The organism is Gemmata sp. SH-PL17, from assembly GCF_001610855.1.
GTDB classification, from domain to species: Bacteria; Planctomycetota; Planctomycetia; order Gemmatales; family Gemmataceae; genus Gemmata; species Gemmata massiliana.
Window position 1 is genome coordinate 3998843 of record NZ_CP011271.1, and the last position, 26116, is coordinate 4024958.

General features: G+C 64.1%; 21 protein-coding genes. 4 read left to right on the plus strand and 17 right to left on the minus strand.

Annotation, left to right across the window (positions count from 1 at the left end):
- Nucleotides 1–141 precede the first annotated feature (141 nt).
- The 11 genes from ggt to lepA form a co-directional block, all read right to left on the minus strand.
- On the minus strand, nucleotides 142–1815 hold the full coding sequence (gene ggt, locus VT84_RS16740) for a gamma-glutamyltransferase (protein WP_082840341.1): 1674 nt from the start codon (nucleotides 1813–1815) through the stop codon (nucleotides 142–144).
- Between the two features lie 80 nt (nucleotides 1816–1895).
- Nucleotides 1896–2801 carry a methylenetetrahydrofolate reductase [NAD(P)H] gene (metF, locus tag VT84_RS16745; RefSeq protein WP_082840342.1) on the minus strand — a complete coding sequence of 302 codons (906 nt, stop codon included), beginning with the start codon at nucleotides 2799–2801 and terminating at the stop codon, nucleotides 1896–1898.
- Nucleotides 2802–2904: 103 nt separating this feature from the next.
- Nucleotides 2905–5370, minus strand: coding sequence for a hypothetical protein (locus VT84_RS16750; protein WP_082840343.1), 2466 nt, complete (start codon nucleotides 5368–5370; stop codon nucleotides 2905–2907).
- A gap of 38 nt (nucleotides 5371–5408) precedes the next feature.
- Entirely contained in the window at nucleotides 5409–6077 is a 669-nt protein-coding gene (locus VT84_RS16755; protein ID WP_082840344.1) for a hypothetical protein, read from the minus strand.
- Between the two features lie 24 nt (nucleotides 6078–6101).
- On the minus strand, nucleotides 6102–6614 hold the full coding sequence (locus VT84_RS16760) for a hypothetical protein (RefSeq protein ID WP_052561761.1): 513 nt from the start codon (nucleotides 6612–6614) through the stop codon (nucleotides 6102–6104).
- A complete protein-coding gene (locus VT84_RS16765) occupies nucleotides 6611–7150 on the minus strand; it encodes a MotA/TolQ/ExbB proton channel family protein (RefSeq protein WP_052561763.1) in 540 nt (179 codons plus the stop codon). Before VT84_RS16765 ends, VT84_RS16760 begins: the two co-directional genes overlap by 4 nt.
- A gap of 89 nt (nucleotides 7151–7239) precedes the next feature.
- Nucleotides 7240–7626 (minus strand): acyl-CoA thioesterase, encoded by a 387-nt coding sequence (locus tag VT84_RS16770; RefSeq protein ID WP_052561764.1) that lies wholly within the window; start codon nucleotides 7624–7626, stop codon nucleotides 7240–7242.
- Between the two features lie 79 nt (nucleotides 7627–7705).
- A complete protein-coding gene (locus VT84_RS16775; protein ID WP_052561766.1) occupies nucleotides 7706–8539 on the minus strand; it encodes a S26 family signal peptidase in 834 nt (277 codons plus the stop codon).
- A complete protein-coding gene (locus VT84_RS16780) occupies nucleotides 8524–9471 on the minus strand; it encodes a S26 family signal peptidase (RefSeq protein ID WP_052561768.1) in 948 nt (315 codons plus the stop codon). The genes VT84_RS16775 and VT84_RS16780 overlap by 16 nt, the downstream gene beginning before the upstream one ends.
- A gap of 175 nt (nucleotides 9472–9646) precedes the next feature.
- Entirely contained in the window at nucleotides 9647–11080 is a 1434-nt protein-coding gene (locus VT84_RS16785; protein ID WP_204249773.1) for a S26 family signal peptidase, read from the minus strand.
- 315 nt (nucleotides 11081–11395) lie between these two features.
- Nucleotides 11396–13198, minus strand: coding sequence for a translation elongation factor 4 (gene lepA / locus VT84_RS16790; protein WP_052561775.1), 1803 nt, complete (start codon nucleotides 13196–13198; stop codon nucleotides 11396–11398).
- 154 nt (nucleotides 13199–13352) lie between these two features.
- Here lepA and VT84_RS16795 point away from each other — a divergent pair, with 154 nt between their 5' ends.
- Together VT84_RS16795 and VT84_RS16800 are read left to right on the plus strand one after the other, a co-directional pair.
- Complete coding sequence (locus VT84_RS16795) at nucleotides 13353–13889, plus strand: TlpA family protein disulfide reductase (RefSeq protein ID WP_082840345.1); 537 nt, start codon at nucleotides 13353–13355, stop codon at nucleotides 13887–13889.
- Nucleotides 13890–13930: 41 nt separating this feature from the next.
- Nucleotides 13931–14461 carry a TlpA family protein disulfide reductase gene (locus tag VT84_RS16800; RefSeq protein ID WP_052561779.1) on the plus strand — a complete coding sequence of 177 codons (531 nt, stop codon included), beginning with the start codon at nucleotides 13931–13933 and terminating at the stop codon, nucleotides 14459–14461.
- A 75-nt stretch (nucleotides 14462–14536) separates the two neighbouring features.
- Here the strand turns inward: VT84_RS16800 and VT84_RS16805 are convergent, their stop codons facing one another.
- Both VT84_RS16805 and VT84_RS16810 read right to left on the minus strand, forming a co-directional pair.
- The gene (locus VT84_RS16805) at nucleotides 14537–14725 is read right to left on the minus strand and encodes a Flp family type IVb pilin (protein WP_052561781.1); all 189 of its coding nucleotides are present in this window, start codon (nucleotides 14723–14725) and stop codon (nucleotides 14537–14539) included.
- Between the two features lie 305 nt (nucleotides 14726–15030).
- Nucleotides 15031–15231 carry a Flp family type IVb pilin gene (locus tag VT84_RS16810; RefSeq protein WP_052561784.1) on the minus strand — a complete coding sequence of 67 codons (201 nt, stop codon included), beginning with the start codon at nucleotides 15229–15231 and terminating at the stop codon, nucleotides 15031–15033.
- Nucleotides 15232–15508: 277 nt separating this feature from the next.
- On the opposite strand from VT84_RS16810, the gene ilvD reads away from it, so the two are divergent.
- Nucleotides 15509–17191, plus strand: coding sequence for a dihydroxy-acid dehydratase (ilvD, locus tag VT84_RS16815; RefSeq protein WP_052561786.1), 1683 nt, complete (start codon nucleotides 15509–15511; stop codon nucleotides 17189–17191).
- A 107-nt stretch (nucleotides 17192–17298) separates the two neighbouring features.
- Here ilvD and VT84_RS16820 read toward each other — a convergent pair whose 3' ends face one another.
- Entirely contained in the window at nucleotides 17299–17640 is a 342-nt protein-coding gene (locus tag VT84_RS16820; protein WP_052561788.1) for an Imm51 family immunity protein, read from the minus strand.
- 365 nt (nucleotides 17641–18005) lie between these two features.
- On the opposite strand from VT84_RS16820, the gene VT84_RS16825 reads away from it, so the two are divergent.
- On the plus strand, nucleotides 18006–20984 hold the full coding sequence (locus VT84_RS16825) for a prolyl oligopeptidase family serine peptidase (protein ID WP_239465868.1): 2979 nt from the start codon (nucleotides 18006–18008) through the stop codon (nucleotides 20982–20984).
- Nucleotides 20985–21134: 150 nt separating this feature from the next.
- Here VT84_RS16825 and pgm read toward each other — a convergent pair whose 3' ends face one another.
- The 3 genes from pgm to VT84_RS16840 all read right to left on the minus strand — a co-directional run bounded on the left by pgm (nucleotide 21135) and on the right by VT84_RS16840 (nucleotide 25905).
- Nucleotides 21135–22775 carry a phosphoglucomutase (alpha-D-glucose-1,6-bisphosphate-dependent) gene (pgm, locus tag VT84_RS16830; protein WP_082840347.1) on the minus strand — a complete coding sequence of 547 codons (1641 nt, stop codon included), beginning with the start codon at nucleotides 22773–22775 and terminating at the stop codon, nucleotides 21135–21137.
- A gap of 47 nt (nucleotides 22776–22822) precedes the next feature.
- A complete protein-coding gene (locus tag VT84_RS16835; RefSeq protein ID WP_082840348.1) occupies nucleotides 22823–25318 on the minus strand; it encodes a glycogen/starch/alpha-glucan phosphorylase in 2496 nt (831 codons plus the stop codon).
- Between the two features lie 119 nt (nucleotides 25319–25437).
- A complete protein-coding gene (locus tag VT84_RS16840) occupies nucleotides 25438–25905 on the minus strand; it encodes a hypothetical protein (RefSeq protein ID WP_204249774.1) in 468 nt (155 codons plus the stop codon).
- Between the last annotated feature and the right edge of the window lie 211 nt (nucleotides 25906–26116).

Sequence of the window (26116 nt, forward strand, 5' to 3'; positions counted from 1 at the left end):
TCCACAATGAGTGTTTTGAGGCGCTTGAGATACTTCGAGTCCGCGAGCGCTATTGCACCGGAGGGGCCAATTTTGGTGCTGTTGAGATCTCACATCACCCACCGCCCTTGTGGGCGGTGGATGTGAGGGCTGGGGATCGAACTACTCTCCGACGGCTTTGCCGTCCAAGCGCTTATCGGCCGCTCCGGTCCGCACACCCGTCTTGGGGTCGATCCAGATCGAGTGCCCGTCGCCCTGTCGCGCTTCGGTGACGGTGTGCCCGAGGGCCTTGAGTTTTGCCGCCAAGTTCGGGTGCGCCTTCACGCCCTCAAACCGTGCGGCGTCCGGGAACCACTGGTGGTGTAGGCGCGGGGCGCTCACGGCGTCACCGACAGACATCTCGAACTCGGTCACGTTCAGCACGATGCACAGCACGGTGTTGATGATCGTGCGCCCGCCGGGGCTGCCTGTGACGAGGGCCGGTTTACCGTCCTTGAACACGATCACCGGCGTCATGGACGACAGCATGCGCTTGCCCGGCGCGATCTGGTTCGGCTTGGTGCCGATGTCGCCCTTCGTGCTCGTGAACCCCGGTCGTGTGTTGAAGTCGGTCATCTCGTTGTTGAGGATGTAGCCCGCGCCGCGAACCACGACGCGGTTGCCGTAGCTATTTTCGAGCGTGTACGTGTTGCTCACCGCCAGCCCGTCTTTGTCGACGACCGAAAAGTGTGTGGTGCTGTCGCTCTGCTTGTCGAGCGGGATTTCCGGTGCGAGTTCCGCGCTCGGAGTCGCTTTCTTGAGGTCGATCGTCGCCGCGAGTTTCTTCGCGTAATCTTTGGTCGTGAGTTCGGCCGGGATCTTGGTGAAGTCCGGGTCGCCGAGGTACCGTGCCCGGTCCACGTAGGCGCGCTTCATCGCTTCGATCATGAGGTGCGATGTTTCGGGTGCCCAGCGCCCCTGCTTCTTGAGGTCGAAGTTTTCGAGGATGTCGAGCATCTCAGCGATGGCCACGCCACCGGAACTTGGAGGGGGTGGGCCATACACATCGAACCCGCGGAACGTGGTGTGGATCGGCTTGCGCGCGTTCGCTTTATAGGCTTCCAGGTCCGCCTTCGTAATCAGCCCGCCTTCGGCTTTCATCTCTTTTTCGAGTAGGTCCGCGAGTTCGCCGGTGTAGAACCCATCTGCGCCTTTCTCGGCAATCACGCGCAGGGTGCGGCCGAGGTCTTTCAGCACGAGCGTATCGCCCCCGCGCCACTTCTCGCCGCTGGGCTTTCCGTACACGCGCTTGAATTCCGCGTTCGTTGTCTTCGAGTCCGCGAGCACGCGGTTCAGCCCGCCCGCGAGGGCCGCGTTCACGGTGAAGCCGTTCTCGGCCAGTTCCGCTGCCGGCAGCACGAGCGCTTTCCATTCGAGTTTGCCGTACTTCTTGTGAGCCAACGCCAATCCTCGCACCGTTCCGGGCACGCCCGCGGCCTTGTGGTTTAACCACGTCACTTTGCCGTCCGCGAACAGGTCGCGCTTCGCGGCAACCGGAGACGTTTCGCGGTACTCGATGCACGTCGGGTCTTTACCGGGCGGTGCGATCATCATGAACCCGCCGCCGCCGATGTTCCCGGCCTCGGGCCACGTGACGGCCATCGCGAACGCGGTTGCTACCGCCGCGTCTACGGCGTTGCCGCCGGACTTCAGCACTTTCAGTCCCACATCGGCCGCGGGCGGCGAGACGCACACCACCACGCCACCCTCGGACGTAACGGTTTCCGCTTGAGGTTGTGCGTGGGCCGTGAGTGGGGCCAAAAACAGCAACGCGACGAGTATGGCAGCGCGAATCATGGTGAATTTGGTACCCGCGTGTGGTGGATGTGCAGGAGCGCGGCGGGCCTAAGTGAAGTTCAGGCCCGCCCGAACGAGGATCACCCGGCGCGCAACGCGGCCGAGCTTTCGACCCCGAGGTTCTGATAAATCTGGCGCGTCGCGTCGGACTTGTTGAGCGTGTAGAAGTGGATGCCGCGCACGTTGTTGTGCAACAAGTCGGCGCACTGTTCGGTCGCCCAACTGATCCCCACGCGGGCCACCGCGTCGTCGTCCGCGCACCGGCCGACCGCGCGAATGAGTTTGGCGGGGAAGTGCGCACCGGCCGCGAGTTCGGCCATCCGGATCATGCCCGATTTCGACGTGATCGGCATGATGCCTGCGACGATCGGAACCTTGATCCCGGCCAGGTCGCAGCGCTCGCGGAAGTCGTAGAAGTCGCGGTTCTCGAAGAACAGTTGGGTGCAGATGTAGTCCGCGCCCGCGTCCACTTTGCGCTTGAGGTTGTCCAGTTCCTGGAGCCGGTTCGGGCACCCGGGGTGCCCCTCGGGGAACCCGGCGACGCCGATCCCGAACCCGCGCCCGTTCGCCCCGGGCCGAGTGCGGAGGAACTTCACCAGCTCTTCTGCGTAGTGGAACGCATCCTTCGCGCGATCGTAGTTCGCGAGATTCTTGGGCGGGTCGCCGCTCAGCGCGAGCACGTTCTCGATGCCACTGGCCGCGTAGCGATCGAGGATGGCGGTCATTTCCGGCAGCGAGTGGCACACGCAGGTGAGGTGCGACACCGCGGTGAGGTTGGTGTCGCGCTCGATGCGCACCACAAGGTCGTGCGTGCGGTCTCGCGTCGATCCGCCGGCTCCGTAGGTCACCGACACGAACGACGGCTGGAGCGATTGCAGCGCCGCGATGGTGCGGAACAGATCCTCGCTCGCCTCATCGGTCTTCGGAGGGAAGAACTCGAAACTGAACGTGGTCCGGTGCTGGGCGAAAATGTCCTGTATGTGCATGGCGTGTGCGCCGAAGTTCGTGTGGTTGTGGAAGAGTCTTGTACGAGAAGTTTACCCAATTCGGCGGGCGCTGACAGGTGGAGTTACCCGCGCGTGATGAACTCTACTTCAACGGAAACAGCACTGGGAGCTTTGGTAAACTGCCCGCATTGAGCATGAGTTGCACGCCGGTTGCCGATTCTGTGCCCGAAGTGGCTTTCGTCAGACGCGGTTCGCGTATGAGGCGGTCGAACTGGAACGTGTTTGTCGCGCCGGCTTCCCAGAGCAGCTTTAGATCGCGGGTGCCGGCCCGAATCGGCAGTTCCGCACGCAGACCGTCGCCGGCTCGGTACGCGAGCTTCGTGGGACCGTCCGGTAATAACTGATACACGGTCGTGGTTCCGCGCATCACACCTTTACCGACCGTGAATTTCGCGATGTCGGACGTCTGATTCGCGTGTGTGACGGTCACCGTGAACGGCCCGCTCGGTTCCACGCGGTCGATCGTCAAGTCGAGCGGGATCGTGAGCTGGAATCCTTGTAAATCGAGATCGAATACCTTCTTATCGAGCCCACGGAGGAAGTCGGTCAGTTCCACAACCGGGTCGGGGGTGGCCGGGTCTTGGAGGCGCGCCAGTAGGTGTAAGAGTTTGCCCCAATCACCGAATTTCGGTTCCGCAAGGGAGGCACCGAGCGCCTTCCAGTCTTCGATGGTGTCCCTCACCGTGAACAGTTTTTGAACGTGTTTGACACCCGCATCAAACGATTTCCGGAGGCGCGTGAGCAGTTCCCCTCGCACCGGGTCCGGGAAGCGTTGAGCTTCCCACTCGGAGAATTCTTTAGATTGCCGTGTGTAAATCCGCGCGAGCGCTTGCCAGCGCGTGGTTGCGAGTGCGGCGGAGTCGGTACCATTCGGTTCCGGGAGCACGAGCACGGCTTCTGGCCGGTTCGGGGCGGAGATCAATCCGAGTGCGTCGGCGAGGTCGCGTAAGTGGATGATCTGGTCGTGCGTTTGCTCCCAGTACCGGCGCGCCTTGTACGCCTCGTCGAATTCGTAGGGCACGCTGTACGTGATCGCTTCGCCGCGCGGTTGGCGCACGGTGGGCGAGTTCGGGATCGGATCATTCAGAGGGAAGGGTGGCTTCTCTGCGGTCGCGAACAGCACGTCGATGTCCTTCAACCAGTTTTCGTCGAACGTCCGCTTCAGCATGAGTGCGGTACCGTCACGATCGAGGGCGCGGTACCGATCCACGAACGCGGCCTGCGCGACCTCAAGTGCGGTGCAGTCCGCGAGCCACTTGTCCCGGAGTTGCGCGGCGGCGGTTTCGCCCCAAGAATATTCCGCAGGAAGGGCGAGTTCGGTGCGCAGTGATTCCTTGATCTTCTTGAGTTCCGGTAGGCTGCGCGCTCCGGCCGGAGCGATCGCGCCCGCGAGCTTCGCGCGATACGCACGGTAGTCGTCGATCTCTTTCAGTCGGCTCGTGACGAACGTTCGGCGGTCTTCGGAGAGGCGCGCGAACGCACTGTCCCCTGCGAACCGATTTAGGGCCGTTTTGTTGCGCTCGATGTGTTCGTCCGCGAGGCGCTCCGCGGCGGGGCGCTCCTGGCGCTCGTAGTCGTCGATTTTGGCCGCGAGATCGGGACCGGTCGTTTCCGGCGGGAACAGCGCGATCGTACCGAGCGTGAGGAGCAAGAACGTCAACCCGGTCAGCGCGCCGCGCACCGTCCAGCGCAACTGCTTTTCCGAGCGCCGCACGCGATCGTGGTGCGCTTTCGCCCCAGAAAAGCAATCGCGGAACAGTTCGGCGACCTGATACGGTTGGTCGCCCGGGGCGGGGTGCTCGGCGAGCGGCGGTCGACGAATGGCGACCGCAGACACTTCGAGATCCACGCTACCGAACGCCAAAAACGGCGACTCGCGCCCCTCTTCCGGGTCCGCGTCCTTCAGGTACTCCTCGAACGCTTTCCAGGCGTAATCGACGCGGTCTTTAACGCGCGCTTCCCAGATTTTCTGCGTGTCACGGGGCTGCGCGAGCCGGTCGCACTGCGTCAGAACGAGGAAGATCGGGAACCCGCCGACGGAGCGGCTATCGGTCTTCGCGCTCTCGACGGTTGAGAGGAACGCATCGAATTCGTCGAACGCTTCGGTCAGTTCTTCGCGCGTGCTGGAAGCATCGACGAGCAGTACGATGGCGTCGGTTTCGACCACGGCCCGCGCGAGCGCGCTACCGGGAGCACGCTGCGTGATCGGGGCGGGGTGCTCCATTAGTGCTTCGGCCGCTTTCCCGTCGCAGTCGTCGAGCACGACCGTGAGCGGGTCCATCAGCGGTTGCTTGCCGACGCGCCAGGGGCGCAAGCGGATCGTGAAACTCGAAAGCTCGGTGTTCGCGGATTCGAGCTTCCCGCTGTACGCCGCCTCGCGAATGCGCGGGAGATCCACCGACGAACTGACCACCTCGCCCCGAAGCGTCTCGCCCTGCGTTTCGCCCGCCTGCAACAGCGCGCCAATGAGCGCGGACTTACCCGATCCGCGGTGCCCGAACAGCAACACGCGGGGGACATCGAACGGTGGTGGGTCGGGCGTCTCCATAAACGCAGATCGTCGTAATTCGGGCGGGTTCGGTCTCGTTACTCGAAGCGACTGAGTAGCTTGGCCTCTTTCACCCACGCACTGAGTCGCTTCATTTCTGGGTGGCTGTCGGACAGTGGGTCTTTCGCGAAGCGGAACACCAGCGTCAGTTCGGTCTTGGTGCTCGTGCGGCGGTCGGTGATCGCCTTTTTCAGTTCGTCGAAGGTCTTTGCGGTCGTTTCGTTGTCGAGCACGTAGAACTTGCCGTCGCGGACGTCCGACCCGCTGAGGATCGCGACACGAACGTCGCCCGGGGTCGGCTTCGGGTCCGGTGGCTTGGGTTCGATCTTCGGTAGTACGAGTTTCGGGTCTTCCTGCGGGGGCACGGACGGGGCCGGCTGTTGCTTGTCCTTGTTCTCTGTGGCGGGTGTCCCTTTTCCGTCGCCCGGTGCTCCGCCCCCGCCGAACAGCCCCCCGCCGCCCTCACCGAACACGATCAGCGCGACGACGATAGCCAGCACGAGGCCGCAGAGCATCGAGCACAATTTCTTGAGTTGGACGGGGGCCTTGTGCGCGAAGACCCAGCGGTCGAGCGCCCACGCGAGCACGCTGCCGGCGAAGTACCCGACGAGGAACCCGCCCCCCACGGCCAGACACTTGATAACGTACCCGGCGAGTTTCTCGCTCAGCCCGGACGTGAGTCCGTCGGCAATGAGGGTTTCACACATGGCGGCTGCGCCTCGTCGTGCGGGCTACTGGAACTCGTGCGGGATGTCGCGGAACCAGTGGTGGATCTGGTCTTCCTGTGTCTTCGTCGGGAACCCCAGCGAGTTTTCCGGGTAGAGGATCAGGAAGTAGAGATCCTTCACCCCGCCGGCCTTGCTCGCGAGTGTCTTCTGGTGGATCACGAACCGCTGGGCATCGGCCTCGGTGCGAATTTCTTGCCGGTCCGGATCGAAGTAGTAAAGCGTGCCGTCTTTGCGATCGGTGTGGAGCACCCGTACCACGAGTCGGTCGGTTACGCGCGCCTGTGCGAGCTTTTCCGTGCGCGAGAGGCGATCCCGGGCCTCGGCGAGTTGGCGCTGTAGTTCCTGCACGTTGTCGGGCAGCGGGTCTTTCGGCGGAGCCGGCTTCGTGTCCGTCTGCTCGGGCGCGGACCCGCCGCTGACGAAGGGCATCAGCAGGAAGATGCAGAACAGCAGAATGAGGACGTCGATGAGGGGAATGAAGAACCGGGTCACGGCCCGGCGCGGCGGGGTAATCACAGCTTGGCCCCCGGCGCGCTGGGCGGCTCGGGGGGCGGCGCGATGCCCGCCAGCGAGCGGATCAGGTCGCGCCCGATGGCGACCACCCACACCGGCAGAATGTTGATGAACGCCATATACAGCCCGCCGCCGGTCGCGGTGATCGCGGGGGCGTACTTGCGGATGATGTCTTGCGGGGTCGGGTTGGCGCCCGGGGTGATCGAGCTGAACGTTTGCAGGATCGCCGCGACCGTCCCGATGAGGCCCAGGAGCGGGAACCATTCCGCGGCCTGGCACAAGTGGCTGAGCCAGCGGTCGGCCTTGAGGTCGAAGTCCGCGGACTGCCAGCGCATCGCGCGCCACGCGAGGACGGTCTGCGCCGTGAACAGCGTGAAGCCGATGCCGAGGATGATCCAATCGATCGGAGACGTTTCGACGCGGGCGAGGTAGTCGCGGCGCGCGTCTGCTGGGACCGCGACGAAGACGAGCGCCGCGGCCAGCACCGGGATGGCGGCGAACACCGCCGGGAGCACCTGATGAATCCAGAACCGGCGCACGGAACCTCCCTGCGTTGGCGACCGGCCGGTGTGGGCCGGTCCGTGAGCGAGTCGTTACTTCGCGCGTCGGTTCCACCGACGGCGCCCGCCTATTTCGTTTCCGACAACCACTGCGGCATCTCGCGCAGCTTTCCGTCGCGCCCCACGCACGCGAGCGTCGTCGCGCCCTCGGTAATGAGCACCCCGTCACGAAACACTTCGTACTTGTGCTCCAACCGGACGGCGGAGGTCCGGGTCACGGTGGTGCGGATCGTCAGCACGTCGTCGTAGTGCGCGGGGTTCTTGAATTTCACCTCGGCCTTCGCGACGACCAGGAAGTACCCCTGGTCTTCCAGTTCCTTATACGATGCGTGGCGCCCGCGGAGCAACTCCGTTCGGGCCTGCTCGAAGTACACCAGGTAGTTCGCGTGGTGGAGCAGGCCCATTCGGTCCGTCTCGGCGTACCGCACGCGGATCTGGATCTCACCGGTTAGCATCGTGCTCCCTCCAGCCGCTCCGGGGCAACCGTCCGGAGCGATCCGAGCCCTTATGTTGCTTTAAGCCGCGCCCACGGGGTCACTTGATGAACCCGACGCGGTTCTTCTCCGGGTTGAAGCGGACCGGGGGCCACCCGAGTTTCCAGTCTAGGGCCACCGGGAAGAACACGAAAACGGCTTTACCGAGCATCAAGCGGTCCGGCACCACGCCCCACTCACGGCTGTCGGAGCTATGAGCGCTGTTGTCGCCCATGCAGAAATAGTGCCCGGGCTGCACGTAGAAGATGTCCGCTTCGTTGAAGTCGCTGGGGAGCGATTGGGTGCCGGGCGGGGACCACGTGTAGTAGATGTCGCGCTGGAGCTTGAGGTGACGGATCGCGGTCACTTGGCCCTTCGCGCCAATTTTGGCCGGCGCCTCAATGTCGTTGGCCCGGACCCAACCCTGCTTTTGTTGGTCGTCGTGCTCGTACTCCGATTCTTTCAGTTGGGTCGGTTCGTAGTCGGCTTCGGCACCGAAGTCGATCCGCTTCCCGTCCACCCACACCCACAACCGTGCGTCCACGTTCGCGAACCGGAGTTTGTAGGTGCCGGCCGTCACTTTACACGGCTTGCTCCCCATCTCGCCCGCTTTTGGCCCCGACCGCGTGAGAGTCACTTTGCCGTTACCGAACGTCGCCCGGAACCGGTCCGCGCCTTTCGAGAGATCGATTGCAACTTCTGCACCGGCCGTGATTTCGGCCTCGCATTCCAGACACAGATCGCCGACCCATGATTGCTCGTGCGCGCCGGTCGAGCGCCCGACGTTGTAGCCGAGGAAGTTATCGATGTAGCTCGGCTTCTGGGCTTTCAGTGCCTCGAAGTCGGTTGCAGGAGTGTCGTCGACCTTGTTGGCGGGTGCTATTTTCCACTGCATCGAAAGGTGCTGGTACCGAATCCAGTCGAACGAGTCCCCCGTGTGACCGAACGCGCGAGGCGAGCGCGGGTCGTCCGCGCGCCACTGGGCGGCGCCCTCGGGGCGGCTTGCCATCGGGATTTCAACTGTCCGGCCAAATCGGTCGGTTGCTTGTCGTTGTCCCAAACGATTCGGAGGTCGGCAAGCATTTGCTCTTCGCCCTTCCGCACGATCTGAAACCCGCCGGGAACGGTGCCCGTGAACCCGGCCGCGCGCGACGCAGCGAACAGAGTAACCGCCTTCGTGCTGTTCCGGTAACGGTATTCGGGTTTCCACAACTCGAGCGGGTCTTCCGGTCGGGCGAAGGCGGGATCATCGGCCGGGTACGTCAGTGAGGACGTCACGAACAGGTCGCCGCGGTGAACGGCGAGTGTCTCACCGCCGAAACCCATCGCCCGCTTGATGTAGTTCTGGGCGGTTTGTTGGGTTTGCGGGGCCTGCGGGTACTTGAACACGACCACATCGCCGCGCCGGGGGTCGCGAATGTGGTACAGCGGCTTGAGTACGAGCACGCGGTCGCCACTGTTGTTCGCCGGGCGCGGGTTGAGGTCGCTAATCAGTCCGTAGTGCCGGCAGTTCGGGCAAATGTACTTGGTGAGCGGAACGATCTCTTTTCTGCCATTGGGGTTGTTCGGCGGAGCGACCCCTTCCACCTCGTCGTGCGAGTTGATCGGGAACGAGTGACCGCACTTCGGACAGGCAATGATCTTCTGGTAACCGTAGAGCGTTTCCGCCATCGACCCGGTGGGGATGACGAACGCTTCCGTGACGAACAGTTTCAGCAAGAGAACCAGAACCACGACGAACACGACCGTCTCGATGACCTCACGGGCCGGGTCGCGGGGCTGGTGCTTCTTCTTGTCGTCGGTCGTCTGGGCGGAAGCGGTGGACATTCGGGCCTCATTTCGGACAGCGTCCGGGCGTAACGGCGATACAGAGTGTTCGCCCGTGCCGAGTCGAAATTCTGTGGCGACCGGCCGGCGGGACCAGCCGCGATCTCACCGGTTCGAGTTCAATGGCGAGGTCCAACTTATCGGCCGGTTCGCACTGACCGGCGCTCGGACCGCGTTAGTGCAGCCACCGCAAGCGGGACCAGTCGAGCGTTTGGAACACGCGCTCGCGCCCGCCGACCGACACCCGGCCGAGCCGGAGCGGTTGGTGAATGAGGAATGGTTTACCGATGAACGCGCTTTCCGGCACGCCCGGTGTCGGCCATTTCCGGCTGTCCTCGGAGTTCCCGCTGTTGTCGCCGAGCACGTAGTATTCGTGCGACCCGAGCACCGCGGGGTGCCGAGTGCCGTGCTCGCCGTAGTCCGACATGTAGTAGATGTCGCGGTACAGGCGGATGTCGCGGATCACTGCGCGGCAGCCGCGGGCGCTGAACCGCACCGGGCGGGACACGTCCCCGCGCTTTTGCGCCGGCTCCAGGTCCGCGTGCGGTACGATCTCGTGCCCGTCGAGGGCGAGACTGGCCCGACGGTCCACGAAAGCGAACTCCAGACGGTACTTGCGCTTCGGTTCGAGGGCGACGCCGCTCTTGATCCCCAACCCGCCGTGGTACTCGTGGATGAGTTGCGCGCGCCCCGTCGCTTTTGATCCCACTGCGATGTCGGCCGTGATCGCGTCGGCGCCATCGACTAATCGGCACTCGAAGCTGGCCTCGCCCGCGGTGCCGGACGTCGCGGTGATCTCCACTTCACACGTCAGGTAAAAATCGTGTGCCGCCGGGAGGTCGTTCGGGCGCCGCGGGGAACCGTCATAGGCGCTCCACACGCGGACCGGGTTCTCCCGGTGGTCGTCCAGGTGCCAGTGCCGGTACCACGCGGTGAGCGTCGATTGTGGCGCGTCGGACGCATCCAGTACCAGAGCACCGTTCTCGATAACGGGTGGGCCGGTGGAGTTCGGGGCCGCAGTCAACGGCAACCGCGGGTCGCCGGGGCTGACGAGCCAGCGGTTGCTCCAACCGCCGGGGTTCGGCGCGAAATTCATGTCGAAGACCGGCGTGAGCGTTTCGCGCACTTCGGCCAATCCCTTGCGTGCGATTTCGCCGATGGCGGACGTGTCGCCCGGGCGCTTCACGTACACGTCGCCGTCCCGAATGAGGATCGTTTCGCCGGGCAGCCCGATGAGCCGCTTGACATACGGCTTCCCGAACTCCGTGGGGTTCGGGTTCGGGCACCGGAACACGACCATTTCCCAGCGCCGCGGGGACCGCAGATCGTAGATGTTCTTGTCCACGAGGAGCCGGTCGCCGCTGAGGTCTCGCGCGTCCACAAGTGACATGTCGCGGTCGCAGTTCGGGCACGTGACCTTCCGGAAGTGCTCGCTGGCGCTGCCCGAACCGGGGCGCCCGACGCGGACCGTGTACCCGCACCGCGGGCACGGCCCGTCGCGGTGGTGCCCGCTGAGTGCCGGGGCCATGCTGCCCGTTGGCACGCCGAACGGTTCGACCGCGATCGTCCGAAGGACGAGAAACAGGCCAATGAACCCCGACGCCACCACGATCAGAGCGCGGAACGGGCTTGTGTTTCGTGCGTGAGGACGTCTGGCGGGGACGGGAACCGGTGTTTTGGGGGTATTTGGGGTGGGAACGAGAGGGCGCACCGGGACCGTCGCATCTTCTGAAAATGCCGGCTCTTCCGGCGGCAGATCCATTGCGACAGGGGGTGGGGGATCGGTGTGGTCCATGTCACGTTTCGGCAGTAGCCGCACACCGAAGGAACTTGTTGTTTGTTACGTGATCCGAGGGTCGTGTTTGGAAACCCCAGAACGCGCCCGCGGCGCGGGCTTCTGGGGTTCTTCGGATACCGAGAGAGGTTATTCGTCCGATTCGAGAACCGCGAGGAACGCTTCCTGCGGCACCTCCACTTGCCCGATCTGCTTCATACGCTTCTTGCCCTCGGCTTGTTTCGCCCAGAGCTTGCGCTTCCGCGTGATGTCGCCGCCGTAGCACTTCGCGGTCACGTTCTTGCGCATTGCAGCGATGTTTTCCCGCGCGACCACCCGCGCGCCGATCGCGGCTTGGAGCGCGACCTCAAACAGGTGCCGGTCGATTTCCTCGCGCAGTTTCTTCAGGATCAGGCGCCCGCGGCGCTCGGCGCTCGTCCGGTGGACGATGACCGAGAGCGCGTCCACCTTCTGCCCGTGAACGAGGATGTCCATTTTCACGAGGTCCGCGGGCTTGAACCCCAGGATCTCGTAGTCCATTGTGCCGTACCCGTGGGTCACGGATTTCAGCTTGTCGTACAGGTCGTAAATGACTTCCGCGAGCGGCATTTCGTACACGAGAATGACGCGCTGCTGGCTCAGGTACTCGGTCCGCACGAACGTCCCGCGGCGCTCGGTACACATGCCCATCAGTGCGCCGATGTTGCCCGCCGGGATCAGGAAGCTGATGCGGACGATGGGTTCGCGGAACTCGTCGATCAATCCCGCGTCGGGCACTTCCTGCGGTCCGTGGACCGTGACGACCTCACCGTCGCGCTTCTTGATCTCGAAGCTCACGTTCGGGGCGGTCTGTACCAGGTTCAGGTTGCTGTCCTGTTCGAGCCGCTGCTGGATGATTTCGCGGTGGAGCATCCCGAGGAACCCGCAGCGGAACCCGAACCCCAACCCGTCGGACACTTCTGGCTGGAACGTGAACGAGCTGTCGTTGAGCTTCAGCTTGCCGAGCGCCTCGCGCAAGTCCTCGAACTCGTTGTTGTTGACCGGGAACAGCCCGGAGTAGACCATCGGCTTCGGCTCTTTGTACCCCGGGAGCGGCTCGGCCGTCGGGGTCGCGGCGTCCGTCACCGTGTCGCCGATGTTCACGTTCTCGATGTTCTTAATGTTGGCTGTGAAGAACCCGACCTGGCCCGCCGAGAGTTCGTCGCACTTCTGCATCTCGGGCCGGAACTGTCCCATTTCGGTGATGACGTACTCGCGGCCCGTGCGCATCAGTTTGATGCGCTGACCGGGCTTGATGACGCCGTCGATCATCCGAATGTAGACGACGACGCCCTTGTAGGTATCGAAGTGGCTGTTGTAAATGAGCGCCTTGGTGGGGGCGGTTGGGTCGCCTGGGGGTGGCGGGACGCGCTCGACGATCGCCGCGAGCATGTCCTCAATGCCGATCCCGGCCTTTCCGCTCACACGGAGCACCTCGTCCGGGTCCACCATCAGCGCCTGTTCCATTTCGCCGATAACGAAGTCCGGGCGCGCGTGCGGCAGGTCGATTTTGTTCAGCGTGGGGAGGATCTTCAGCCCGCCGTCCATCGCGAGGAAGGCGTTCGCGACCGTTTGTGCCTGGACGCCCTGGAACGCATCGACGAGCAGGATGGCGCCCTCGCACGCGGCGAGGCTGCGGCTCACTTCATAATTGAAGTCGACGTGGCCGGGGGTGTCGATCAGGTTCAGTTCGTAGCGCGTGCCGTTCAGCGTGTAGTAGACCGTGACCGGGTGCATCCGGATCGTGATCCCGCGCTCGCGCTCAAGGTCCATACTGTCGAGCGTCTGGGCCTTGATGTCGCGCTCGGAGATCGTACCGGTTTTAAGCAGGAACTGGTCGGCCAGCGTGCTCTTGCCGTGGTCGATGTGTGCGATGATGCAGAAGTTGCGGATGATCGCGGTCGGCGTCGGCATTCTGCAGTGCTCACGGGGAAGGCGGGGCGCCGGGGTCGTTCGGCCGCCCGGTCGGTCCCTCATATCCTAGCACTACCGACCGGCGCTGAATAGTCCGCGCCCGCGGCGCCGGTCGCGCTATTATTCCTTATCGTTCTTTCCGGAGTACCCGACCATGCGAACGCTCGGTGTCGTGGTTCTGTTGGCACTGGTAATTGCCGCGGGGTGCCGGCCCACCGCCCCGCTGCCCGAACCCACCGCGGCGATCCCCGTGGCCGTGACCGAAACGGACCACGACGGGCTTTACGGAGTTTTGAAACAACAGAAAGGGAAAGTCGTCCTGATGGACTTTTGGGCGACGTGGTGCCCCCCGTGCGTGAAAACGTTCCCCGAGTTCGTCACCCTTCACCGGAAGTACGCGGATCAGGGTTTGGTTTGTGTGAGCGTAAGTATGGACGTCGCGTGGAGGCCCAAGGGGGGCTATGACAAAACCCAAGTGCTGAAGTTCCTTGAAGAGAAGAGCGCGACGTTTCCGAACTTCATTGCCGCTAAACAAGACGACGAAATGTATCAACGGCTGTTCGGCCTGGGCGACAGTATTCCGTTCCAGGCACTATTCGGGAAGGACGGAACCCGGGTGTGGACCAAAGGGGAAAAACACTTGACCGAGGCGGAACTCGACAAACTGATCCGGACCGAACTGGCCAAGTAACGGGTGCCACTGATCGATCCCTTATTCAACAGGAGTTACTCGTGCAGCGCTTTTTGATTCTCGCGGGGGTACTGGCGACCGGCGGACTCGTCGCGGCCTTCGGACGCGCGGCCGACGAACCGAAGGCCGTCGCAATGGCCGAGGTGAAGTTCGACGCACTCGACAAGGCCATCGCCGACCAGAAGAAAAAGGTCGTTCTGGTGGATTTTTGGGCGACGTGGTGCGGGCCGTGCGTGAAGGGTTTCCCGCACTTCGTGGCGACGCACAAGAAGTACTCCGGCAAGGGGCTGGTGTGTGTGAGTGTGAGCCTGGACCCGAAGGGAAAGGAAGACAAGTACGACAAGGACGCGGTACTCAAGTTCCTGAAAGACAAGGAGGCCGCGTTCCCGAATTTCGTGCTGCTCGGGTTCCGGGACGACGAGGACAAGGTCACGAAGCGCTTCGGGCTGGACGGCGGCATCCCGTTTAAGGCACTGTTCGGGAGGGACGGGAAGCGCGTGTGGACGAGCGAGGAGAAGGAACTGACCGACGAGGAACTCGACAAGCTCATCGAGATCGAACTGGCGAAGTAACACAGAACAAAAAAATACGGCCGATCCCCTTACGACAAGAGGGGCCGGCCGTATTTGTAGCGCGGGTTCCGCGACTCAGCTCGAGGCCGTCGGCGCGACGGACGAGCCGACGAATGAGAAGGTGCTGTTGGCATTGGAGCCGAGGGTGGTGATGGCGGCGATGCACACCACGACGATCAGGGCCAACATCACCGCGTACTCGACGGCCGTCGGGCCGTCTTCGGCCTTCACGAACGCGACGAGCTTCTTGGCGACAGTACGCATAGCAGGGACTCCGTGTGGGGTTCGGCAGCCGTGCGCTGGCCCCGAACTACGTGAAGGAAAGTGAACCGGGCGAGTCACGCCGGCCCCCCCCGGTGGTCGGGGGCGTGCCGTTCGCGTCGACACACAGACTTAGAACCGCGAATCTGACGTGTGGGAGTTTTCTGTCGATTTCTCCGGTCGCGCCGGGTGATCGCGTCCGGAAGGTCGACACCGCGGCGCGGGCACGCGGCGGGGCGAACTGTTGGTACCAAAAGAAACAACCCCGCCAAAAATGGCAGGGTCGTTTTAATTGCAGTAGCGCGAACTCAGCTGGCGGTGCCGCCACCGGACGGCGGCTTGATGGACGAGCCGACGAATGAGAAGGTGCTGTTGGCGTTGGAGCCGAGGGTGGTGATGGCGGCGATGCACACCACGACGATCAGGGCCAACATTACCGCGTACTCAACAGCCGTCGGTCCGTCTTCCGCCTTCAGGAACGACACCAAACTCTTGGTCAGACTGCGCATCAAACACTCCTGGATTGAAGGGTCGGGCACCTCGCCCTGCCGTTCGCCGTTCGTTCGTGATTTAGGTGAGCGAGAACACCAAATACCTAGTTCACGCGCAGAACCGCTGCAAACGTTCGGGCCGCTTTTCCCGATACAATTCGACCCGTTCGCGCTTCCCGGAAAAGTCGCCCGCGCTCTCATGGCCGGCGCGAGCCCAATCCGGATAACAGAGAGAATCGGGTTGCACTGTGGATTTCCGTTCGTTTGACGCGAACGGGTACGAGAGGGGCTCTCCATGTCCGACGGATCGACACGCACCAGTCTCACCACCACCGGCGGCTCCGGCCGCGCGCCGAACCGGGCCATGCTCCGCGCGGTCGGGTTCACCGACGAGGACTTCGACAAGCCGGTCGTGGGGGTCGCGTCGCTGTTCAGCGACATCACGCCCTGCAACGCGCACCTGGACCGGCTCGCGGAGAAGGGGCGCGAGGGCGTGCGCGCCGCCGGCGGCGTGCCGCAGACGTTTGGTGCCCCCACCGTCTCCGACGGGATCAGCATGGGGCACAAGGGGATGCGGTACTCGCTCGTGTCGCGCGAGGTGATCGCCGACTCGATCGAAACCGTCGCGGGCGCGATGAACCACGACGGGCTGATCGCGTTCGGCGGGTGCGACAAGAACATGCCCGGGTGCGTGATGGCGATGGCTCGGCTCAACATCCCGAGCGTGTTCGTCTACGGCGGGAGCATCATGCCCGGTGTCGGGCCGACCGGCGAGGACGTGGACATCGTGTCCATCTTCGAGGCGGTCGGGAAGTACCAGGCCGGCACGATCGACGAGAAGACGCTCCACAAGGTGGAGTGCTCGAGCTGCCCCGGGCACGGCTCCTGCGGCGGCATGTACACCGCCAACACGATGTCCAGCGCGATTGAGGCACTGGGCCTGTCGCTCCCCTACGGCGCGAGCAACCCGGCCGTGGGCGCGGCGAAGGAGCGCGAGGCGTTCCTCGCGGGCAAGGCCGTGATGAAGTGCATCGAGAAGAACATTCGCCCCCGTGACATCATCACGCGCAAGAGCCTGGAGAACGCCTACACGTTCGCACTCGCGCTCGGCGGCAGCACGAACGCGGTGCTGCACCTGATGGCGATCGCGCGCGAGGCCGGCGTGCCCTGGACCCTCGAAGACTTCGACCGGCTCGCGGCGAAGGTTCCGCACCTGGCGGACCTGAAACCGGGCGGGAAGTACGTGATGTTCGACCTCTACCGGGTCGGCGGAACCCCGCCGGTGCTCAAGGCGCTGCTCGAAAAGGGCTACCTGCACGGCGACTGCATCACGGTGACGGGCAAGACGCTCGCGGAGAACCTCGCGGACGTGCCGAGCGTGTACGCGAAACCGCAAAAGGTGGTGCGCCCGTTCGAGGATCCGCTCTTCAGCCACGGCATCCACGTCATCCTGAAGGGGAACCTCGCCCCCGAGGGCGCGGTCGCGAAGGTCGCCGGGCTGAAGCAGCGCTCGATCACCGGCCCCGCGAAGGTTTTCGACGGCGAAGAGGCGTGCTTCGAGGCGATCCAGGCGCGGAAGATCGTGGCCGGTGACGTGGTCGTGATTCGCGGCGAGGGGCCGGTGGGCGGTCCCGGGATGCGCGAAATGCTGAGCATTACCGGTGCGCTGATGGGGCAGGGCCTGGGTGAGAGCGTGGGCCTTATCACCGACGGCCGGTTCAGTGGTGGTACGCACGGCCTCGTTGTGGGGCACGTGGCGCCAGAAGCGTGGGTGGGCGGACCGATCGCGCTCGTGCAGAACGGCGACTCGATCACCATCGACGGGGACGCGAAGCTCCTCACGCTGAACGTCCCGGACGCGGAACTCGAGGCGCGGAAAGGCAAGTGGAAAGCTCCGGCCCTCCGCGTCGAGCGCGGGGTACTCGCGAAGTACGCCCGGCTCGTGAAGTCCGCGAGCGAAGGCGCTGTGACGAGCTGATTTTCCGCAGCACGTAATGCGGCCGATTCGTTGCGCCCGCAGTTCCTTCTCTTAACCGGAGCGGAATTGCGGGCGTTGTGGGAAGTGGCGGGAGCGGCCCCGGCTTGCTAATCCATCAGTCTCGGGTTTGCTTTCTCGATCGCCTCTCTCAATACGGCGGGATCGGCCATTGCTTCGAGCATTAACCGGGCGAGTTGCACCAGCGCGTCGCGGTCCGGCCCGAACGCGACGAACATGCTGCCTTCCGGGTCGTATTTGATCTTCTTCTTCAGTTTCGGGGCCTTGAGCCGGACGAGTGCATCGGCCACGCCGTGCCAACTGTACCCGCCGCCGTCCCATTCCAGTTCCTCAAACGTAGCGGCCCACGGGCTGAATTCCGTGAGCATCAAGCTGTAGCTCCCGTCACCGTCCAGGAATCGGAGCGGTGCGAACTCGTCTTTTTCGGCCACGACTGCTCCCGCGTTGGATGTCGATCCCGGTTGTAACGGACCCCCGCTTGCCATCGCCACCCTAATATTTCGTGAACCGTCCAGAAATGTCAGCAGCACTTCCCGCTCGCCCATCGAACAAGACAACACGTATCGGCAGCCGTTGGGCACAATCCACAAGCGACACCTCGTTCAAAGCGCACAATCACGCCAGTCTTATCGACACGCCGGGGGCGAATTGGTAAGCTGGGCAAAATAACCCTCGGCCACCGGTGCCGCGCCGGTCGCATTTCGATGGAACGGACGATTCCCAACTCGCGCCACGAACCGGCGCAGACCTTCCCGCTCGCGGGTCGGGCCGGCACCCACCCGCTCGGAGACCGGCCTTGTTCCGCTCTATGTTCCTGCTCCGCCGCGGGCTCGCGGCGCTCGTGCTCGTCGGCGGATTCGTTGCCGTCATCCGCGCCGAAGACCCACCGAAAACCCGCGAGCAACAAGCCGCGGAAATCGAAAAGCAGATCGCCGAACTCAAGAAGAGGCTCGACGACCTCAAGGCGAAATCCGCGCCCACGGGCGCCGGGAAAAAGCCCCTCACGCTGGCCGAAGCGGAAACCTGGCGCTCCGTTCGCGGGGTCGCGCTGTCGCCGGACGGCAAGTGGTTCGCCCACCGCGTTGGCGCGAACGAGGGCGAAGCCGACCTGATCCTGCGCAACACCGCGGACGGCAAGGAGACGAAATTCCCCGGCGGTCAGGGGTTCGGCGCGCTGCTGTTCTCCCTCGATAGCAAGTGGTTCGCGTTCACCTACACTCCGGTCACCCCGAAGGGTGCCGCGCCCGGCGCCACGCGCCCGAAGGCGAAAGTCGTCCTGGTCAACTTGGCCAACGGCGAGAAGACCGAGATCGAAGGGGCCGCGTCGGTTCGCTTCAACGGCGAGGCCGCGACGCACATCGTGTTCCGCAAGGTCACGGACCCGCCCGCCGCTCCGCCCGGTCCGGGAGCTGCGCCCGCACACTCGGGTTCGGACCTCGTTCTGCGAGAACTGGCGACGGGAATCGATCTCGTATTGGGCAACGTCTCTGATTTTGAGTTCGATAAGGCGGGCGCGTGGTTAATCACCGTGATCGACGCGACGGGGCAACTCGGGAACGGCGTTCACCTGCGCGACATGAAGACCGGCGCGGTGCATCTGATCGAATCGGGTAAGGCGGTGTACCGCGGGCTGTCGTGGAACGAGGACACCACCGCGTTCACCGTTACGAAGGCCGTCGACGACCCGGGGTACGAGGCGAAGTGGATCAGCATCCTCGGCTTTACCGAACTCGGCGCGAAGCCCACGAAGACGACTTACGATCCGAAGGACGACAAGGACTTCCCGAAAGACATGGGGATCACCGGATCGGCCTCGTGGACCGATGCGCTCGACGGGTTCAGCTTCAACATCACCGCGCGCAAAAAGAAGGGCGAAGTCGCCCCGGCGCCGAAAGAGATGAAGACCGAGGTGAAGGTCGATCCGAAGGACGACGGCAAGAAGGGCAAAAAGGCCGGCCCGACCACGGGCGGTGCGGGCGACGGCGCGAAGCCGGACCTCGTGGTGTGGCACTGGAAGGACGACCGGCTCCAGCCGATGCAGGAGAAACAGGCCGGTACCGACCGCGTGGTAAACTACAGCGCGGTCTACTGGACGAAGGACAAGAAGTTCGTTCGCCTCGCCACCGACGAACTGAAGCAAGCGGGGTTGGTCGCGAAGCAGAAGTACGGCATCGGGCGCGACTCGAAGCCCTACGAGTACATGAGCTACCTGAACGGCAAACTCTACACCGATGTGTACGTGATCGACCCGAAGACCGGGACGAAGACGAAGGTGGTGGAGAAGCTCGCGAGCTTGTTCTTCGGCGGGGCGAACGTCAACACGGCCCCGACCGGCACGCACTTCCTCTACTACAAGGACGGGCACTACCACGTCTACGACATGACCGCGGGGAAGAGCACGAACGTGACAGAGAAGGTCGGTTCGTCGTTCGTCGACGCGGACGACGACCACAACTTCGACAAGCCGGCCACGCCCGCGTTCGGCTGGAGCCGCGACGGGAAGTTCGTGCTGCTCTCCGACGGGTGGGACATCTGGCGCGTGAGCGTTGACGGCTCAGGCGGCACGAGCCTGACCGAGAACGGCAAGAAGGACGGCATCCGCTACCGCGGGCTGAACCAGTTCGAGGCCGAACCCAAGCCCGGGGTCGACCTCACGCGCCCCGTGTACACGGCGATGTACGGCGAGTGGACGAAGAAGGACGGGTTCGCCCGCATCGATCCGTCGAAGCCCGGCGCGAACGTGCTGCTGTGGGGCGACTGTGCTTACGGGGTGCAGGCCAAGGCGCGCAAGGCGGACACGTTCGTGTTCTCCCGGCAGACGAGCGTGGACTACCCCGATTTCTACATCGCGGACGCGACGTTCAAGAACGCGAAGAAGGTCACGGACGCCAACCCGCAACAGAAGGACTACAAGTGGTCCGCGGGGGCGAAACTGATCGAGTACAAGGGCGTGGGCGGGAAGAAGCTCCAGGGCGCGCTGTTACTGCCGGCCGATTACGAACCGGGCAAGAAGTACCCGACCATCGTGTACATCTACGAGAAACTGTCACAGAACATCCACCGCTACCAGCCGCCGAGCGCCGGAGCGATCGGTTCGATCTACACCTCGGCTGGCTACGCGGTGCTGATGCCGGACATCACCTACCGGCTGAACGATCCGGGGATGTCCGCGGCCGAGTGCATTCTGCCCGCGCTGGACGCGGCCGTCGCGTCGGGTGTTGTGGACGGGGACAAGATCGCGCTGCACGGGCACTCGTGGGGCGGGTACCAGACCGCGTTCATGGTGACGCAGACGAACCGCTTCAAGTGCGCGATTGCGGGGGCCGCGCTCACCGACCTCGTGAGCATGTACAGCAGCGTGTACTGGAACGTCGGCATGGCGAACCAGCCGATCTTCGAGAGCAGCCAGGGGCGGTTCACGGCCGGGTACTGGGATCTGCAAGAGGCGTACATTCGCAACTCGCCCGTGTACCACGCGAAGAACGTGAAGACCCCTCTCCTCCTGTTGCACAACGACAAGGACGGCGCGGTCGATTTCACGCAGGGGGTGGAATACTACAACACGCTGCGCCGGTTGCAGAAGCCCGTGGTGATGCTGCAGTACAAGGGCGAAAACCACGGCCTGGTGAAGCCGGAGAACCGCACGGACTACGCGATCCGCATGCGCGAGTTCTTCGACCATCACCTGATGGGCAAAGCCGCTCCGGATTGGTGGGCCGAGGGTGTCCCGCACCTGAAGATGGAAGACCACCTGAAGGCGCGCCCCAAGCCGTAACCGTAGTTCGGCGAGCACCGCCCACAAGGGCGAGGATTTGGTGAACCCTGTCCGCAAGGGCAGGGGTGAATCAAGCAATGATTACCCCGCCTGCAAGGGCGGCGGGTGGGGCGATGACCTGCACCCGCCGCCCTTGCGGGCGGGGTTCGCTTATTTGAGCGCTGCGGTGACGATCTGTTGAGCTTCGCTGACAATGCGATCGAGGTGCTCAGCACCGCGGAAGCTCTCGGCGTACACCTTGTACACGTTCTCGGTGCCCGACGGCCGCGCGGCGAACCAGCCGCCCGCGGAGACTACTTTCAGTCCACCAATCGGGGCATCGTTCCCCGGGGCGCGGGTCAGTTTCGCGGTGATCGAGTCCCCGGCCAGTTCCGATGCAGTCACGTTTTCCGGCGCGAGTTTTGAGAGTTTTGCCTTCTGCTCCGGGGTGGCGGGGGCGTCGATGCGAGTGTAGCTCGGCATCCCGAACTCGGACGCAATCTCGGCGAAGTGCTCGCCCGGGTCTTTTCCGGTCACGGCCGTAATCTCGGCCGCGAGTAGGCACAGAATTGGCCCGTCCTTGTCGGTGGACCACACGGTGCCGTCTTTCCGCAGGAAGCTGGCGCCGGCGCTCTCTTCACCCCCGAAGCCGACGGACCCGTCGAACAGCCCCGGCGCGAACCACTTGAACCCGACCGGTACTTCCAGCAGCGTTCGCCCGAGAGAATAGACCACGCGGTCAATTAGCGCGCTACTGACGAGCGTTTTCCCGACGGCCGCGCCCGCGCGCCAGCCCGGGCGGTGCGTGAGCAGGTAGCGGATCGCGACCGCGAGGTAATGGTTCGGGTTCATCAACCCTGCGGACGGGGTGACGATCCCGTGTCGGTCAGAGTCCGGGTCGTTTGCGAACGCGACGCGGAACCGGTCCTTGAGCGCGACGAGCCGGGCCATCGCGTAGGGACTGGAGCAGTCCATCCGGATCTTCCCGTCGTGGTCCGCGGTCATGAACGAGAACGTCGGATCGACCGCCGCGTTCGTGACCTCGATGTTCAGCCCGTAGGTCTCGTTGATGACGGCCCAGTACCCGCCGGCCGCGCCGCCGAGCGGGTCCACGCCGAGCTTCAGCTTCGCGCCGCGGATCGCGTCCGTGTCGATCACGTTCCGGAGGTCGTCCACATACGGGCGGACGAAGTCCTCGTGGCGCGTGGTCGCCGCGGTGAGCGCCGAGAGCGGCGGGACGCGCTTCACGCCCGCGTTGTTCCCGCGCAAAAGTTCGTTCGCGCGGTCCTGGACCCACTTCGTGATGTCCGTGTCGGCCGGGCCGCCGTTGGTCGGGTTGTATTTGAACCCGCCGTCCTCGGGCGGATTGTGCGACGGCGTAATCACGATCCCGTCGGCGAGGCCCGTTGTGCGCCCGCGGTTGTGTACGAGGATCGCGCGCGAGATCACCGGCGTCGGCGTCACCCCGTTGTCCCTCTGGATCACGGTCTCGGCGCCGTTGGCCGCGAGCACTTCGAGGGCCGTGCGCTGGGCCGCGGCGGAGAGCGCGTGCGTGTCCTTGCCCATGAACAGCGGGCCGGTGATCCCGTGAGCCGTGCGGTAGTCGCAGATGGCTTGCGAGATCGCGAGAATGTGGGCCTCGGTGAACGTGTTGTTGCCCGGGGTGCCGCGGTGCCCGCTCGTGCCGAACGCGACCCGCTGGTTGGGGTCACCCGGGTCGGGCTTGTGGGAGTAGTAGGCCCGCTCCAGGGCGGCGACGTCGATGAGCAGTTCTTTCGGGACCGGTTTCCCGGCGAGCGGAGAGATCGGCATCGGGTACTCTCTGGTAGTCGCGCCGCGGACGCGCGAATTCGGTTGACTCAATCGACCGGGCACGGCCCAGCGCCCCAAATCTCGGTCGCGTACTCGTGGATCGTTCGGTCGCTGGAAAACCGGCCCGAGTGCGCAATGTTCAGGAGCGCCTTCTTCGCCCAGGCGTCCGGGTCCGTGAACAGCGCGCTCACGCGCTCCTGCGTGCGCGTGTAATCGGCCAGGTCCGCCAGGTGCATGTAGTAGTCGCCCTTCGTGAGCAGCGTGTCACGGATCGGGGCGAACACCCCCGGGGCACCGTTACTGAAGTGACCCAGCGCGATCAAGTCGAGAGCGGTCCGGGTTTCCAGTTCGTGGGCGTAGTGCCAGTGCGGATCGTACCACCCGCGACTACTTGCCACTTGATCGGCGGTGAGGCCGAACAGGAAGAAGTTCTCCTCGCCGGCTTCCTGGGCCATTTCGATCGTGGCGCCGTCGCGTGTGCCCACCGTGAGCGCCCCGTTCATCATGAACTTCATGTTGCTCGTGCCGCTCGCCTCGAACCCCGCGGTGGAGATCTGCTCGGACACGTCCGCGGCCGGGATCAGCCGCTCGGCGAGGGACACATTGTATTCGGGTAGAAACACCACCGCGAGTTTTCCGCGCACCGCCGGGTCGGAATCGATCACCGCGGCCACACTGTTGATGAGGCGGATGATGAGTTTCGCGAGCGTGTATGCCGGAGCCGCCTTGCCCGCGAAGAAAAACGTGCGCGGTGGAATGGGGAGACTCGGGTCCGCTCGCAACCGGTTGTAGAGCACCACGATGTGCAGCACCATAAGTAACTGGCGCTTGTACTCGTGGATGCGCTTGATTTGGCAGTCGAAGATCGAGACCGGGTTGACGACCTGCCCAGTCGTAGTTTGCAGCCAGGAGGTGAACCGCTCCTTGGCGGTTTCTTTGGCCCGGCGGAACTTCGCGCGAAGGGTCGGGTCTTCGGCGAGTGGTGCGAGCGCACGGAGCTTCGACAGATCGGTGATCCAGCCGTCGCCGATCGCGTCGGAGACGAGTGCGGCGAGCGCCGGGTTGCACAGGTGCAGCCAGCGCCGCGGGGTGATGCCGTTGGTCTTGTTCCCGAACCGTTCGGGGAACATTTCGGCGAGGTCTTTCACGGTGCGGGTGCGGAGCAGTTCCGAGTGAATGGCCGCGACGCCGTTGGTGCTGTGCGTGCCGATGATCGCGAGGTGCGCCATCCGCACGTTGCGGCCTGTGCCCTCTTCGATGAGGCTCGCTCGCTCCGCGCGTGCTTCGTCATTGGGGAACTTGGACCGTACCGCACCAAGGAATCGTCGGTTGATCTCGAAGATCAGCTCCAGGTGGCGCGGGAGCACCAGCTCGAACAGTTCCACCGGCCACCGTTCCAGTGCTTCGGGCAGCAGCGTGTGGTTCGTGTACGCGAGCGTGCGGACGGTCAGATCCCAGGCCTCGTCCCACCCGAGGCGCGCGTCGTCGAGCAGCACGCGCATCAGTTCGGTGACCGCGAGGGCCGGGTGCGTGTCGTTCAACTGGATCGCGACCTTGTCGGGCAGGGCGCGCCAGTCGCTGTTGCTGGACTTGAACCGACGCAAGATGTCCGCGAGGGAGCAGGCGACCAAAAAGTATTCCTGCACGAACCGCAGTCGGCGCCCTGCGGCCGTCGAATCGTCCGGGTACAGCACGCGGGTCAGGCTCTCGGCCGTCACGCGGTCGAGAACCGCGCCGAAGAAGTCACCGTGGTTGAACTCGCCGAGGTTGAAGAAATCGGGGGCCGATGCGCCCCACAATCGCAGCGTGTTGACAGTTTTCCCGCCGAACCCGACGATCGGGCGGTCGTAGGGGACGCCGACGAGCACCCGGGGAGTGTTCGGCTCCAGGTGCGGCGCGCCGTTGTGAATGCGGACCGAACAGTTGAGTCGCACTTCAACGGTCTCGCACGGGCGGGGAATTTCCCACGGGTCCGGCCGACGGAGCCAGTTGTCCGGGCGCTCCACCTGCGCACCGTTTTCGATCTCCTGGCGGAAGATGCCGTACTCGTAGCGCAACCCGTAGCCGATGGCCGGGAGTTGCATGGTGGCCATCGAATCGAGGAAGCACGCCGCCAGCCGACCGAGCCCGCCGTTGCCCAGCCCCGCGTCTGGTTCCTGTTCGGCCAGCATGATTGGATCGAGTCCTTCCCGTTGCATCGCCTCCTGAACGATCGGTTCGGCCATCAGGTTGGTGATGTTATTGGTCAGCGAGCGACCAATGAGGAACTCCATCGACAGGTAATACACGCGCTTCGGGTTCGCTCGATCGTGGGCCTGGGTGGTCTTGAGCCACTGCCGGGTGAGGAGATCGCGGACCGCTCGTGCGACCGCTTCAAACTGTTCGCGGATCGTCGCAGTTTTAGGCTCGACGACGTGATCGAATACGAGTCGTCGTTCGTAAGAAGCGTTCGGATCGCCGGAAAACAGAATCTTTCCGTGCCCGTTGTGTTCCGGTGTGGCCGGAGTGCCGGTGGGAGCCGGTTGTGCAGAGATCGGTGGCAATGGAGTGCTCCAACGAAGTCATCAACTCCCAACTCCGCACCAGCATACCCGATCATCGGCTTAAGCATTTCACGCCCGAGCGAGAATAGCATAAAAGCGCCCGTGGCCCTCAATTTGCGTCACGAATTTGCTTTGTGAACCGCGGAATCGTGCCACGGGTCATCGCTCCCGATCAGCCGGTTCGCCTCTACCGGTCCCCACGAATGCGGTTCGTACTCGACGACCGGGACTACGGACCCGAGTACCGGGTCGACGATGCGCCACGCCTCTTCTACGTAGTCCTCGCGGGCGAACTCGGTCGCGTTACCTCGCATCGCATCGCCGAGCAACCGCTCGTAGGCGTCCATCTCCGCGCTGTCGGGGTGGTGGACCGCGATCAATTCCGCGGGCGTGCCGGTGAACGCTTCGCCCGGAGCCTTCACCATTGTGGAGAGCGCGATCGCGACGTCCGGGCTGATCCGGAACCGGATGTAATTGGCCGGGGTGGTAGCCACATGAGTGAACTGACCACGAAGTGATGTGTTAGCCGAGCCGCTGACGTCGAGCGAGTCGCGGGAACTGATTTGATCCACGCTACGGGCACTCAAGCGGCGCTTCCGATACCCCGGGCGCAACCCGATCGGCGGCCGCGAGGTGCGAACGGCATCCTATTCGTACTCAGAATTGGAAGCCCGTGAGAGTTTTCCGCCGAGATGGGTCGCGGTTGCGGGACGACTTGTCGGTGTCGAGCTTGGCAGAAAGCCGGGGCGGGTACGCACTTCACCAATTGTCGTTGGGCAAATTTATCGGGCGGGAGAT